We start from the raw sequence: 14,104 nt of genomic DNA, 5'->3' as shown, positions 1-14,104 counted from the left end.
CGCTCTACGCCCACCCGGCGCCGGGCACCTCGACGGCGCACGCCAGCAGGCGGCCGAGCCGGTCCTCGCCGGGCTTCAGCGTCCCCAGCCGCGCGTTCGCGCAGACGTAGAGCGTGCGCCGGTTCGCTCCGCCCAGGGCGACGGCGTACGAGCCCAGCTCGCCCGTCGGGACGCGGTCGAGGATCGCGCCGCCCTCGGCGACGCGCAGGACAGCGTCGCCGACCGGGTCGGCCACCCACACGGCTCCCTCGGCGTCGAGCGCGATGCCGTCGGGCACGGTCGCACCTGCCGACAGCACGTGCTCGTAGACGCGCTCGGGCCGCTCCGGGAGCGGGATCGGATCGCCGAACGTCGCCCACGCGCGGCGGTTGGAGAGACCGCCGTCGGAGTCGACGTCGAAGGCCGTCAGCCGCAGCGCGTACGTCTCGGCGACGATCAGCGTGCGGCCGTCGGGGGTGATCACCGTGCCGTTCGGGAACGAGAGGTCCTCGGCCGCGACGACCGCCGTCCCGTCGGGGTCGACGCGCACGAGCACGGTCGGCGCGAACGGCTCGCCGCCGACCAGGTCGGAGCCGAAGTTGCCGACGTACGCGCGCCCGCCCGGGCCGACGACCATGTCGTTCAGCGGGCCGGGAACCAGCTCGCCGAGCTGCGCCCACGCGTGCAGCTCGCCGCCGGCCAGCCGGAGCAGCCGGCGGTCGTTCATCGACACGACCAGGTGCTCGCCGGCGGGCGTCCAGCCCATGCCCGACGGCTGTCCCGGCACCTCCGCGAGGAGCCGAAGCCCGTCGTCCTCCAGCACGTGGACGCGGCCGAGCAGGTGGTCGCAGAGGTAGAGCCGGCCGTCGTGCCAGCGGGGGTTCTCGGGGAAGGCCATCCCGTCGGCCAGGACGCGGACGTCGCGCTCCCGGGGCGCGTTCGCCGGCGTCGTGCTGTCAAGCGAGTCCATCGTCCCAGCGTCGCCGCTGCGCGGGCGGCGCTCAAGACGGTCGTCAGGTGGTGACGCGCGGCATGACAACGCCGGCGCGGCCGCGTTGGGTGAGGCGATGACCACGATCCCCCTCTCCTGTGGAGACCACACCTTCCGCCTGCTCTCGCTCGAACAGGCCGCCCGGCTGATCGCGATGCTCGACCTGCAGGGCATGGACGTCGCCGCGTCCGGCGGCGGTGACGCGCACGTCCGGCCGGAGGACGTGCGCACCGACGTCGCCGGCTGGGCGATGACGGTGCGCAGGTGCCTCAGCGCGGCCGGTCTGCGGCCGGCGGACGTCTTCCTGATCCCGTGGACCGACTTCGAGACGCTCGCCCCCAACAGCCCGGACCCGGACGTCCGCGCCGAGTCGCGCGCGCTGTTCGGCGAGATGGCCGACTTCGCCGCCCGGATCGGGGCGCCCGGCATCACCACGCTGCCCGGCCTGCACTGGCCGGACGAGTCGCATCGGGACTCGCTGCACCGTGCCGCGGAGGAGCTCACCTGGCGCGCCCAGCGTGCCGCCGCCGTCGAACTGCGGTTCTCGATCGAGGCCCACGTCGGATCGGTCTGCGCGACGCCCGAGGCCGCGCTCGATCTGCTCGCGCTCGCCTCAGGCGTCGAGCTGACGCTCGACTACTCGCACTTCGTCGCGCAGGGCGTCGAGCCCGAGCGCGTCCACCGGCTGCTCGGCCACGCCCGCCACGTGCACGTGCGCGGCACCCGCCCCGACCGCCTCCAGTGCGGGCTGCAGCACAGCACGGTCGACTACGGCGACGTCGCGCGGCGGCTGTGCGCCGGCGGCTACGAGGGCTCGATCGCGATCGAGTACCTGTGGGCCGACTGGCAGCACATGAACGAGTGCGACACCGTCTCGGAGACGATCGTGCTGCGCGACCTGCTGCGCGCGCAGATGGGCTGACGGCACGGCCTACGCGTCCCCGTCGCGCAGCTCCTGCCAGCGCAGGCACGCCACGAGCGAGCCCTCCGGCGTCGCCTCCAGCGGAGGGCGCCGGGTGGTGCACGCGTCGATCGCGTGCGGGCAGCGCGCCGCGAACGGGCAGGCCTCGGCGGGCACGACCGTCGAGGCGCTGCCCTGCCGCACGGCCGCCGCACGCCGCCGGCGCTGGCGCTCGGGGTCGGGCACCGGGGCGGCGTCGAGCAGCGCCCGCGTGTACGGATGCGCCGGGCGCTCGAACAGCGTCGCCGCGTCGCCCTGCTCCATCACGCGCCCGCGGTAGAGCACGACGATGCGCCGCGAGAGGTGGCGCACGACCGCGAGGTCGTGAGCGACGAACAGGTAGCCGAGCCCCAGCTCGGCCTGCAGCTCGCGCAGCAGGTTGAGCACCTGCGCCTGGACCGACAGGTCCAGCGCGCTGACGGGCTCGTCGCAGATCACCAGCCGCGGTCGCGCCATCAGCGCACGCGCGATCGCGATCCGCTGACGCTGCCCGCCGGAGAACTGCAGCGGATAGCGCCGCTCGGCGTCGGCGCCGAGTCCGACGCGATCGAGCATCGACCGCACCCGTTCCGACACGCCAGCGGGCGTCAGGTGCTTGTCGGCCCACAGGCTCTCGCGCAGCGTCTGGCCGATCGTGCGCGTCGGGTTGAGCGAGCTGTAGGGATCCTGGAAGACGACCTGCAGGTCGGCGCTCAGCTCCCGTCGCTGGCGGTGCCCGGCGTGCGTGATGTCGCTCCCGCCGAAGTCGATCGCGCCGTCCGCGACCGGCACGAGGCCGAGCACGGCGCGGCCGATCGTCGTCTTGCCGGAGCCCGACTCGCCGACGAGGCCGACTGTCTCGCCTGCCGCCACCGACAGGTCGACCCCGTCGACGGCGCGCAACGGCGGACGGTGCGATCCGACGTCGAACTCGACGGCCAAGCCGCGCACGTCCAGCAGCGGGGCGCTCCCGCGGTTCGTCGCGACGGATGCAGTCATGCCGCGGCTCCTTCCTGCGCGGCGGCGAGCCGCTGATGGTGGATGCAGCGCGACCAGCGCCCGGGTGCCGGCTGCTCGAGCGGGATCGGGTGGGCGCGGCACGCGTCGGTCGCCAGCGGGCAGCGAGGATGGAAGTGACATCCCGCAGGCCACTGGCCGGGCTTCGGAACGGCCCCGGAGATGACCGGCAGCAGCTCCTGGTCGACCGCGGCGTGCGGGTTGGAGTCGAGCAGCGCCTTGGTGTAGGGATGCCGGGCCGCGTGGAACAACGCGGTGACCTCCCCCTCCTCGACGACCTGGCCGGCGTACATGACGACCGCGCGGTCGCACATGTCGGCCACCACGCCCCAGTCGTGGGTCACGAACATGATCGCCATGCCGCGCTCCGCCTGCAGCCGGCGGAGCAGCTCCAGGATCTCGGCCTGCACCGTGACGTCGAGCGCCGTCGTCGGCTCGTCGGCGATCAGCAGCTTCGGCTCGCCGGCGAGCGCCCGGGCGATCGCGACGCGCTGCGCCATGCCGCCCGACAGCTCGTGGGGATAGCGGCGGAACACCGACTCGGGATCTGGCAGCTGCACCTCGCGCAGCAGGTCGAGCGCCCGCTCCCGCGCGGCGCGCCGCGCAAGGCCACGGTGGCGCCGCACGACCTCGGTCAGCTGCCAGCCGACGCGGTACGCGGGGTTGAGAGCGACCATCGGCTCCTGCGAGATCAAGCCGATCCCCTTGCCGCGGATCTCGCGCATCCCGCGCTCCGTCGCCAGGGCGAGGTCCGCGCCGTCGAACACGACGCGCCCGCGCTCGATCCGCCCCATCCCGGGCAGCAGGCCGATGATCGCCGTCGCGGTGACCGTCTTGCCGGAGCCCGACTCGCCGACGACGCCGACGGTCTCGCCGGCTCCGATCGCGAGCCACACGTCCTCGACGACCTTGCGGGCACCGGCGGGCGTGTCGAACGCGACGGTGAGCCCCTCGATCGACAGCAGCGCCTCAGGCGCGGGCCGCGGCACCGGCCGCCCCGCCGGCGCGGGCTGGTCGAGCGCCGCCGCGCCGGCGGACCGGCGCGTCGCGGATCGCCGCCGGCGCGGGCGCCGCGCCGACGGCGCCCACCGCTCGGTGCCCGCGTCCCGCACGAGGTCCCCGAGCAGGCCGAGGGCGAGGACGGTGAACGCGATCGCCAAGCCGGGCGGCCAGATCAGCCAGGGCTCCTCGGTGATCGCCTGGAAGCCGTCGGCGACCATCCCGCCCCAGCTCGGCGCCGGCTCGGCGACGACGAGCCCGAGGAAGGCGAGGCCGGTCTGCACCAGCAGCGCGGAGGCCGCCACGAGCGACACCTGCACGACGACGGGGCCGGCGACGCGCGGCAGCACGTGGCGGCTGATGATGTACGTGCGCGAGAGCCCGGCGACCTGCGCCGCGGCGATGTACAGCTCCTCGCGCACGGGCAGCGTCGCCGAGCGCGTCACGCGCATCAGTCCCGGAGCGGCGATCACGCCGAGCGTCAGCATCGCCGCCGTCATGCTCTGCGGGAACAGCGCCAGGACCACGAGGATCATCACGATCGCTGGCATCGCGAAGGTCACGTCGGCCAGCCACGTCACGACGCGGTCGGTGCGACCGCCGAAGTAGCCGGCGAGCAGGCCGAGCGGCACGCCCAGCGCGACGACCACGACGACGGCCTGCGCGACGCCGAGCAGCGTCACGCGGGTCCCGACCAGCAGCCGTTCGAGCACGTCGCGTCCGAGCGAGTCGGTGCCGAGCAGGTGAGCGCCGGTCGGTCCCTGCCGGATCGCGGCGAGGTCTCCCGAGCGGGTGCCGGCGACGCCGGGCAGCACGATCGGCGCGACGATCGCGACGACGATCAGGGCGCCGAGATACGCGAGGCACGCGACGGCGAGCGGGTGACCGAGCAGGTGCCGGTAGAACCCGCGCGGCTGGAAGTCGTCGCTCATCGCGTCCGCACCTTCGGGTTGACCAGCGTGTAGCAGACGTCGACGAGCAGGTTGATCGCGATCACGACGATCGTGAAGCAGACGACGATGCCCTGCAGCATCGGAGCGTCGTGGCGGGTCGTGGACGTCACCGCGAGCTCGCCCAGGCCGGGCATGCCGAACACGATCTCGACGGCGACGGTGCCGCCCAGCAACGTCACCGCGAGCAGGCCGACCATCGTGAGGATCCGCATCGCGGCGTTCTTGAGCGCGTGACGCAGCACGATCGACGTCTGCGAGACGCCGGACGCGCGCGCCATCCGCACGTAGTCGCTCGCCAGCGCCTCCAGCATCGCCTCGCGCGTCTGCTTGGCGATGACCGAGACGCCGAACGCCGACAGCGCGGTGACCGGCAGCACCAGCGACCGCAGCCACTCGCCGGGCGACTCGTCGAAGGGCACGTACCCGAATGTCGGGAACCAGCCGAGGCCGACGGCGAACCACGACAGCAGCAGCGCCCCGATCCAGAACGGCGGGAACGCGAGCCCGAGCAGCGCGAAGGCGTCGACGGCGCGGCCGACGACGCCGCCGCGCACGGCGCTCGCCACGCCCAGCGCCACGCCGGCGACCAGGCTGACGAGCAGCGTGCCGATCGTCAGCGACAGCGTGACGGGCAGGCGGCGGCCGATCGTCTCGGTCACCGGCACGGCGTCGAACAGCGACGTGCCGAGGTCGCCGGTGACGGCATGGCGCAGCCACTCCCAGTACTGCTGGTAGACGGGCACGTCGACGCCGAGCGCCTGTCGCAGCGCCGCGTAGCTCTCCGGCGTCGCCTGCGGGCCGAGGATCTGACGCGCTGGATCCCCTGGGATCAGCGACGCCAGCACGAACGTCAGCGCCGACACGACGAACAGGAGGACCGCGCTCGACAGCAGTCGCCGTCCCACGAAGCGCGCGGTCGGCGCGTGCAGGAGCGCGGCCCCGACCCGGTGCGCCACCGCACCGGGTCGGGCCTGCTCGGAGGCCAGCGTCGTCGTCACCTCGCGGGCTCCCACTGCAGCAGCGCCGGCGACACGCCGAACGCGGGGGTCGCGACGACGCCCTCGATGTCGTCGCGGGCGTAGAGCAGGACCGGCGTCGTGAAGATGTTCAGCATCGACGCCTGCTCGACGGTGCGCCGCGAGAACTCCTTCCAGATCTCCGGCATCTCCTCCTTGGGCGCGACGGACGCGCGCGCCGCGATCTCGTCCAGCTCGGGGTCGGGGATGACGCCGAACCCTTCGCCGAAGAAGTCCAGGAAGGTGGCCGTCGGCACGCTGCCGACCGCGAACTGCCAGGCGTCGAACGCGCCCGACAAGCCCTTCTCCAGATGCTCGGAGGCGGACGTCGCCTTGGTGACCTGGAACGTGACGCCGACTCTGCTCATGTAGTCGGCGACGATCTGGACCATTCGGTCGCCGAGGTTGCCGTAGTAGCCCTGGTCGACCACCTTCAGCGTCAGCCCGTCCCCGTATCCGGCCGCCTCGAGCAGCCGCTTCGCCTTCTCCGGGTCGTACTCGTAGTAGTCCTGGTACTCGGGGTCGAAGCCGTCGGTCGTGACCCACTCGGAGGTCGGCTCGCCGTACTTGCCCAGCATCGCCTGGGTGATCGCCTCGCGATCGATCGCGTAGTTGAGGGCCTGACGGACGCGCACGTCGCGCAGCGGCTCGGAGTGCTTGGTCAGCAGCAGGATCGGATCCCAGCCGCCCTGTCCCCAGTGGACCTTCAGTCCGGGGACTCTCTCGGCCGTGCCGACGGTCGAGAAGTCGCCCTGGGAGGCGTCGAGCTCGCCCGCCTGCAGCGCCTTGACCATCGTCGAGGGATCGGTGATCACCTTCACGACGATCTTGTCCCACTTGACCTTCGACTGGTCGTAGTAGCGGTCGTTGGGCGTGAACGTGTAGTGGTCGCCCGCGACGCTCTCGCCGGGGTCCATCACGTACGGGCCGACGCCCATCATGTCCTGCGCCAGCAGCTTGGGGTCGTCGACCCCTCTGGGGCTGGAGACGAAGCCCCAGTTGTTGCCGCCGGCGAGGAAGTACTCGATGTTGGGGCTCGGCACTCTGAAGTTCAGCCGTACCGTGTATCTGCCGGGCGTCTCGATCGATCTGAGCGCGACGAGACCGACCCACGGCCCGCCGGCTCTGGAGAAGTACTCCAGCCACTTCTTCACTGCCGCGGCGTCCAGCGGCGTGCCGTCGGAGAAGCTCGCGTCCTCGCGCAGCGTGAACTCGTACGCGGTGTTGCCTCTGCCGGCGAAGCCGAACTCCGTGGCGAGGCCGGGCCCGTACTGGCCGGTCTCGGGATCCTTCTCGAGGATCGTCTCCGTCGTCAGGTAGCGGATGTTGGTCGCGCCGGTGACGGAGTCTCTCGCCGGGTTGTACGTGTCGAGCTTCGACGTCACCCCGTAGCGCAGCACCTTCTCCCCGGAACGCGACGACGACGTCGAGGACGACGAGCCGTCTCCGCAGCCCGCCACCGTGACGAGCAGCGCCATCGCACCCACCAGCAGCCAGAGACGGGGTCGCCTCCGGGGGCGTCTGCCCCGCGTCTGCGAACGCCGCGACTCGGACCGGGCCGCGGTCCACCAACTGTCAGACATGTCTCTCCTCCGGTCGAACCGGCAGGAGCTTCCGCCCACGCAGATTCCGTCGCAAGACGGTCGTCAGGTGGTGACGTTTCACCCGTGAGCGATCGCTGACGGTGACGCAGCATCTGACACGCCATCAGATAGTGACAATAAAATTGCCGATCCGGCACGTTTGCTGTTAGCCTCGTGGCGATGGTTGGAGAGCAAGAGACCCGGCGCCCCATCGAGCGCCCGCGCGTCCAGTCGGTCGCTCGCGCGATCCAGATGGTGGACCTCGTCGCGCGCAGCGAGGAGGGGCTCAGCGCGATGGAGATCAGCGGCCAGACCGGCGTCAACCGCTCCGCGACGTACCACCTCCTGCACACGCTGACGCAGACCGGCGTGCTCGCGCGCGACGGTCGCCGGTACCTGATGGGTCCGCGCGCCGGCGTCTTCGCCGCCGGCGTCACGCGGCACCGCTCGCCGCGCGAGCAGGTCACCGCGAGCGCGCGCTCGCTCGCCGCAGCGATACGCGAGTCGGTCGTCGTCACGACGGAGACCTCGCCCGGCATCACCGTCCTCGGCCGCGCCGGCGGGGTGATGATCGCGAGAGAGCTGCAGCGCGGCTTCCGCGGCTCCGCGCACGCGCGCGCCTCGGGGAAGCTGCTGCTCGCGCTCGGGCCCAGACAGGGCGTGCAGCGCTTCCTCGACACGCATCCCCTGCAGGCGCGGACCGCGAACACGATCGTCGAGCGAGCACGGTTCGAGCGCGAGCTGGACGAGATCCGCGAACGCGGCTACGCGATCGACAACGAGGAGTTCCTGCCCGGCGTCTGCTGCATGGCGGGCGCGCTGCAGACCGGTCGCGGGGCGGTCGCGCTGTCGATCGTCGCGCCCGCCGACCGCTTCCGGGCACAGCGCGAGACGTTCGCCGCCGAGCTCGCGCGCGTGGCGCAGACCAGCAGCGTGCCGGCGCTGACGCTCGTCTGACGCACACCCGCGATCATGCCGATGCGGCAAGTTTCGCCGCGCGGGGTGCTACGGTCCGCGCCGATGTCCGCCGACCCCCCCACCGAACCCGGGCTGCGCGAGCGCAAGAAGCGCGCGACGCGCACCGCCCTGAGCCACGCCACGATCCGACTCGGGATCGAGCGCGGGTGGAGCAACGTGACGGTCGAGGAGATCGCCACCGCAGCCGGCGTCTCCGAACGCACCTTCCGCAACTACTTCCCCGGCAAAGCGGCCGCCGTCACCGCACTGCACCTCGATCGCATGATCGAGATCGCCGACGACCTGCGCACGCGTCCGGCGAGCGAACCGTTCTGGCACGCCGTCACCGACGTGCTCGTCAAACACTTCGTCCCGCCGCCGGGCACCACCACCGACCATCCCGCACGCGACCGACAGGGCGCCGCCGGCATGCGACTCCTGCTCGACGAGCCGGCGCTGCGAGGCGAGATGGCCAAGGCCAACGCGACGGCCCAGGCCGCGCTGGCAGCGGCGATCGCCGAACGCACCGGCACCGACGCCGCCCACGACGTCTACCCGAGCACGGCAGCCGCCGTGATCGGCGCCGCCAGCGCAGTCGCCGTCGAACACGCACTGCGCTTCGACCCACCCGCACCGCTCGAACCGATCCTGCGCGACGTGCTCGCCCAGATCGCAGCGGGCCTGCCGGCCCCCCACCCAGGCGCGAGAGACCTCGACCGGTCCGCCGGGCGCGGGTCGTCGACGGGTTGCGGCACCGTGCCGGCAGCGTAGCCTTGAGGCACGATGAGCTGGAGCGAGGCGTACGCCTCCCTCTCCCACGCCGACACGGCGCGCGCCGCACCCCTGCCCGCGGACGAGCTCGAGCGGCTCGCGACGGCGGCCTACATGGTCGGCCACGCCGAGGCCCATCTCCACGCGCTGGAGCGCGCCCATCAAGCGCACTCCGACGCCGGCGCTCCGCTGCGCGCCGTCCGCTGCGCGATCTGGCTCGGCATCTTCCTCGCGCTCCGTGGCGAACAGGCGCGCGCGACGGGCTGGCTGAGCCGCGCGCGACGGATGCTCGCCCACCAGCCGGCCGACTGCGTCGAGCGCGGCTACCTGCTGCTGCCCGTCGTGATCCGCCACGCGGCGGCGGGCGAGGACGCGGCAGCGCACGCGGCGGCCGCCGACGCCGCCGCGACCGCCGAGCGCTCCGGAGACGCGGACCTGCTCGCGCTCGCCGTCCACGAGCAGGGGCTCGCCCTCGCGCGGCAGGGTCACGTCGAGCAGGGACTCGGCCTGCTCGACGAGGCGATGGTCGCGGTCACCGCGGGCGAGCTGTCGCCGATCGTCACGGGGCTCCTCTACTGCAGCGTGATCGACGGCTGCCACGAGCTGTACGCGCTGCGCCGCGCGCAGGAGTGGACGACTGCGCTGACGTGCTGGTGCGAGCAGCAGCCGGACATGGTCGCGTTCACAGGCCTCTGCCTCGTGCACCGTGCCGAGCTGATGCAACTGCACGGTGCGTGGCGCGACGCGCTCGACGAGGCGCGGCGGGCGCGCGGGCGCTTCACGCGCACCGGCGACGGGGGCGCCGCCGCCCGCGCCCGCTACCGCGAGGGCGAGGTGCACCGCCTGCGCGGCGAGCTGGCGGCGGCCGAGCGCGCCTTTCGCGACGCGCACCTCGGCGGCGCCGAGCCGCTTCCCGGCCTCGCGCTGCTGCGGCTCGCGCAGGGCGACGGGCCCGCCGCGGCGGCGACGATCCGCCGCGCGCTCGGCGAGACGACCGCCCCGCTGCAGCGGGCGCGACTGCTGCCCGCGTCGGTGGAGATCGCGCTGGCGATCGGCGACAAGAAGACCGCGCGCGACGCCTGCGCCGAGTTGGAGCGGATCGCCGCCGACCACGGCGGGGGCGGCCTGTTGCACGCGCTCGTCGCGCACGCACACGGCGCCGTCGGGCTGGACCGCGGCGACGCGACCGTCGCCTTGCGCGCGTTGCGTGAGGCCCGCGAGGCGTGGCGGCTGCTGGAGGCACCGTACGAGGGCGCGCGGACCAGCCTCCTGCTCGCGCTCGCCTGCCGCGCGCTGGGCGACGAGGCCACCGCCGCGCTGGAGCTGGACGCGGCGTGCGCGACCTTCGCCCGGCTCGGCGCGACGCCCGATCTGGCCCGCGCCGAGCGGGTCGCGGGGCGACCGGCCGGCATCGCCGCCGGGGACCTCCACGGCCTCTCGCCGCGCGAGCTGCAGGTCCTGCGGCTCGTCGCCGCCGGCACCACCAACCGGGCGATCGCCGCCGAGCTGGTGCTCAGCGAGCGGACGGTCGACCGTCACGTCAGCAACATCCTCGCCAAGTTGCGCCTCCCCTCCCGCACCGCCGCGACCGCCTACGCGTACGAAAACGAGCTGGTGTGAGCGATGGGTGGGATCACCCAGCCGGCGGCCCGTTCCCGGTTGGGTGGATCGGCCGATGCGGTCGCCGTCACGCGCTCGTAGCGTGAGTGGCGCGAACCGATTCAGGAGCCTGCCCGACCTGACGAGGAGGAGCTGATGAGCCGCCTGCTGGAGAGCCGACAGACCGCCGTCGACGAGCTGCGCGAGCGGCTGCGGGGCAGCGTGATGACCCCGCACGATGCCGGCTTCGAGGCGGCGACCCGCCTCTGGAACGGCATGGTCGACGCGACCCCGGCGCTCGTCGTGCAGCCGACCGGCACGGCCGACGTGGTCGAGGCGATCGACTTCGCCCGTGCGCACGGGCTGCCGGTCGGGGTGCGCGGCGGCGGCCACAACATCGCCGGCACGGCGCTCGCCGACGGCGGCCTCACGCTCGACATGTCGCGGCTGCGCGGGGTTCTCGTCGCGCCCGAGGCGCGCACCGCGACCGCGCAGGCGGGTTGCCTGCTGGGCGACCTCGACCGCGAGAGCCAGCTGCACGGCCTCGCAACGCCGCTCGGCTTCATCTCCGAGGTCGGCGTCGCGGGCCTGACGCTCGGCGGCGGGCTCGGCTACCTGACGCGCCGCTTCGGCTGGACGGTCGACAACCTGCTGGAGGTCGAGCTGGTGACAGCAGACGGCGCGGTCCGCCGTGCCAGCCGCGACGAGCACGCCGACCTCTTCTGGGCGCTCCGCGGCGCCGGAGCGAACCTCGGCGTCGTCACGTCGTTCACCTTCCGCCTCCACCCCGTCGGCCCGACCGTCCACGGCGGCCTGATCGCCTGGCCGTTCGAGCGCGCGGAGGAGATCCTGCGCGCCTACCGCGCGCTGACCGTCGCGTCGCCTCCCGAGCTGACCTCGTTCCTGATGCTGATGCGCGCCCCGGCGGCACCGTTCGTGCCCGCGGGCTGGCATGGCGAGCGCGTCTGCGCAATGACAGTCTGCTTCAGCGGCGACCCGCGCGAGGCCGAGGAGGCGCTCGCGCCGCTGCGCGCGCTCGGCGATCCGGTCGTCGACCTGCTGCGCGAGCAGCCGTACACGGAGCTGCAGTCCTCCCTCGACGAGACCGAGCCGAAGGGGCTCCACTACTACTGGAAGACCGACTACGCGGCCGAGCTGAGCGACGAGCTGCTGAGGACTCTGCGCGAGCTGTTCGCCGCCTGCCCGATCCCCGACGCGGAGCTGGGAATCCTGCAGCTCGGGGGCGCGCTGCGGGAGCACGCCGACGCCGACGGCGCGGTCGGCAACCGCGACGCGCGCTACGCGATCGGCGCGCTCGGGATGTGGGGTCCGGACGAGCCGGCGGCCGACGCGCACCGGCGCTGGATCCGCGCAGCGTGGGAGCGATTCCGCCCCTTCACGACCGGCGCCACGTACATCAACTTCCAGACCGCTGACGAGGGCCCGGACCGCATCCGCGCCTCCTACGGGCGCAACTTCGACCGCCTCGTCGAGATCAAGCGGGCCTACGACCCGGAGAACCTGTTCCGCTCCAACCGCAACCTGATCGCGAGCGTCGCGGACGCATCCCGTTCGGGCAAGGGCTAGCGGGTTCTGCGCTCTGCACTCTGCTCTGAGACGAGCAGGTTGTGCACGAGCTGCACCGCGATCGATCCCTCGCCGACCGCCGACGCGACGCGCTTCACCGAGCCGTGCCGGACGTCACCCGCCGCGAGCACCCCTGGCATGCTCGTCTCCAGCGATGACGGCGAGCGCTCGAGCGGCCAACCGTCATCGCTGGGAACGTCCCCACCCGTGTAGAGGAACCCGTAGCGGTCTCGTGCGATGTAGTGGGGCAGCCAGTCGGTGTGCGGGCGCGCCCCGATCAGCACGAAGAGCGCGTCGGCGGCGATCGCCTCCTCGTCGCCGGCGGCGGCATCGCGGAGCACGAGCTCCCGCAGATGGCCGTCGCCTCCTCCGCCGACGACGGTCGTGCTGGTGCGCACGTCGATGCTCGGCGTGGCCCTGATCTCTTGGACGAGGTAGTGCGACATCCCGGCCTCGAGCGACGGGCCGCGCACGATCAGCGTGACGCTACGCGCGTAGCGCGCGAGGTACAGGACGGCCTGTCCCGCCGAGTTTCCGCCACCCGCGACGAAGACGTCCGCTCCGCTGAGCGCGTGGGCCTCCGCGGCCGGGCCGCCGTAGAAGACGCCGGCGCCGGTCAATGCTTCGAGCGCGGGAACGCCCAGGCGGCGGTAGCTGGCGCCGGTGGCGAGGATCACCACGGCGGCGTTGACGCGCCGGTCCTCCGTGAGCGAGAGGGTGAGCTGCTCCCCCGAGCGACTGAGCGCAGTCGCCCGGTGCAAGAACACGAAGCTCGCCCCGAAGACGGATGCCTGCTCGTAGGCCTGCACGGCCAGCCGATGCCCGCTCACCCCTCTCGGGAAGCCGAGGTAGTTGCGGATCAGCGAGCTGGACCGGGCCTGCCCCCCGATGCCGCCCTCGTCGACGACGAGCGTGCGCAGCCCCTCGGAGGCGCCGTAGACCGCCGCCGACAGGCCTGCAGGCCCGGCACCCACGATGACGACGTCGAAGTCGCTTTCGTCGAAGCCGGCCGGGGCGCCGGCGGCCTCCGCGATCTCGGCGTTCGACGGGTCGCTGAGCGCGCGCCCGTCCGGCAGGAGCATGACCGGGAGCTTCACGTCGAGACCGGCCTGCGCGAGGAGCTTGCGGCCCTCGTCGGAGTCCGCCAGGCAGAAGTCGTGCGGAACGGCACAACGCTCGAAGGTCTCCCGCATCTCGTAGGCCCGCCCCGTCCACTCCTCGCCGACGATGCGGACGGTGTGCGGAACCTTGTGAAGCTCCGTCGCCCACTCGAGCAGGAAGGTCGAGATGGTGTGGTGGAACGTCTCGTCCGACGCCTCCGCCGGCATCTGGACGTAGTAGTCGATGCGACCCATGGCGATCGCGTCGACGATCGTCTTGGCGGTCGGCTGGTCGGCCAAGGCCCCCCGCGCGACCATCAACCCGCGCTTGGCGTGCGGGTGCAGCTGGCGCGCGCGCTCGAGCAGCCCCTCACCGGTCGAGTCCATGAGCGAGGTGGCCGCCAGCACCAAGGCCAGCTCGTCACACGCATCGGCCAGCTCCGCCAGCGCCGCGAGCGCCTGCTCCGGATCACTCGCGCGCTCGATCCGGTAATCGCGGCCGTAGCGCCGGGCGAGCTGAGCCCCAACGTCCTGAAGGGCGTCCTGGTCACCGCCTACGACAAGGAGGACGGGGAGCGGCATCGCGAATCTCCATGACACTAACGGCCCGCT

The 14,104-nt window shown here is 73.0% G+C and carries 11 protein-coding genes; 5 read left to right on the top strand and 6 right to left on the bottom strand.

Annotation, left to right across the window (positions count from 1 at the left end; translation table 11 throughout):
- Positions 1-4 precede the first annotated feature (4 nt).
- Complete coding sequence (locus CWOE_RS09640) at positions 5-949, bottom strand: SMP-30/gluconolactonase/LRE family protein (protein ID WP_012933412.1); 945 nt, start codon at positions 947-949, stop codon at positions 5-7.
- Between the two features lie 97 nt (positions 950-1,046).
- Here CWOE_RS09640 and CWOE_RS09635 point away from each other — a divergent pair, with 97 nt between their 5' ends.
- On the top strand, positions 1,047-1,892 hold the full coding sequence (locus CWOE_RS09635) for a sugar phosphate isomerase/epimerase family protein (RefSeq protein ID WP_012933411.1): 846 nt from the start codon (positions 1,047-1,049) through the stop codon (positions 1,890-1,892).
- Between the two features lie 9 nt (positions 1,893-1,901).
- Here CWOE_RS09635 and CWOE_RS09630 read toward each other — a convergent pair whose 3' ends face one another.
- From CWOE_RS09630 to CWOE_RS09615, 4 genes are read right to left on the bottom strand one after another with little or no spacing between them, the layout of a single operon-like run.
- On the bottom strand, positions 1,902-2,909 hold the full coding sequence (locus CWOE_RS09630) for an ABC transporter ATP-binding protein (RefSeq protein ID WP_012933410.1): 1,008 nt from the start codon (positions 2,907-2,909) through the stop codon (positions 1,902-1,904).
- Positions 2,906-4,858, bottom strand: a complete 1,953-nt coding sequence (locus tag CWOE_RS09625) for a dipeptide/oligopeptide/nickel ABC transporter permease/ATP-binding protein (RefSeq protein WP_012933409.1) — start codon at positions 4,856-4,858, stop codon at positions 2,906-2,908. The genes CWOE_RS09630 and CWOE_RS09625 overlap by 4 nt, the downstream gene beginning before the upstream one ends.
- Positions 4,855-5,877 carry an ABC transporter permease gene (locus tag CWOE_RS09620; RefSeq protein ID WP_012933408.1) on the bottom strand — a complete coding sequence of 341 codons (1,023 nt, stop codon included), beginning with the start codon at positions 5,875-5,877 and terminating at the stop codon, positions 4,855-4,857. The genes CWOE_RS09625 and CWOE_RS09620 overlap by 4 nt, the downstream gene beginning before the upstream one ends.
- A complete protein-coding gene (locus CWOE_RS09615) occupies positions 5,874-7,373 on the bottom strand; it encodes an ABC transporter substrate-binding protein (RefSeq protein WP_012933407.1) in 1,500 nt (499 codons plus the stop codon). Before CWOE_RS09615 ends, CWOE_RS09620 begins: the two co-directional genes overlap by 4 nt.
- A gap of 285 nt (positions 7,374-7,658) precedes the next feature.
- Between CWOE_RS09615 and CWOE_RS30525 the strand changes: the two genes are divergently transcribed.
- The 4 genes from CWOE_RS30525 (at position 7,659) to CWOE_RS09595 (ending at position 12,392) form a co-directional block, all read left to right on the top strand.
- The gene (locus CWOE_RS30525; RefSeq protein WP_012933406.1) at positions 7,659-8,435 is read left to right on the top strand and encodes an IclR family transcriptional regulator; all 777 of its coding nucleotides are present in this window, start codon (positions 7,659-7,661) and stop codon (positions 8,433-8,435) included.
- A gap of 63 nt (positions 8,436-8,498) precedes the next feature.
- Complete coding sequence (locus CWOE_RS09605; protein WP_012933405.1) at positions 8,499-9,206, top strand: acyl-CoA-like ligand-binding transcription factor; 708 nt, start codon at positions 8,499-8,501, stop codon at positions 9,204-9,206.
- A 12-nt stretch (positions 9,207-9,218) separates the two neighbouring features.
- On the top strand, positions 9,219-10,826 hold the full coding sequence (locus tag CWOE_RS34090) for a helix-turn-helix transcriptional regulator (RefSeq protein ID WP_012933404.1): 1,608 nt from the start codon (positions 9,219-9,221) through the stop codon (positions 10,824-10,826).
- 135 nt (positions 10,827-10,961) lie between these two features.
- Positions 10,962-12,392, top strand: a complete 1,431-nt coding sequence (locus tag CWOE_RS09595; protein WP_012933403.1) for an FAD-binding oxidoreductase — start codon at positions 10,962-10,964, stop codon at positions 12,390-12,392.
- On the opposite strand, the gene CWOE_RS09590 is transcribed toward CWOE_RS09595, so the two are convergent.
- On the bottom strand, positions 12,389-14,074 hold the full coding sequence (locus CWOE_RS09590) for an FAD-dependent oxidoreductase (protein ID WP_012933402.1): 1,686 nt from the start codon (positions 14,072-14,074) through the stop codon (positions 12,389-12,391). The genes CWOE_RS09595 and CWOE_RS09590 overlap by 4 nt on opposite strands.
- Positions 14,075-14,104: the final 30 nt, after the last annotated feature.

Source organism: Conexibacter woesei DSM 14684 (assembly GCF_000025265.1).
In the GTDB taxonomy this organism is placed as follows: domain Bacteria; phylum Actinomycetota; class Thermoleophilia; order Solirubrobacterales; family Solirubrobacteraceae; genus Conexibacter; species Conexibacter woesei.
This window is presented reverse-complemented; position numbering and strand designations above follow the sequence as displayed.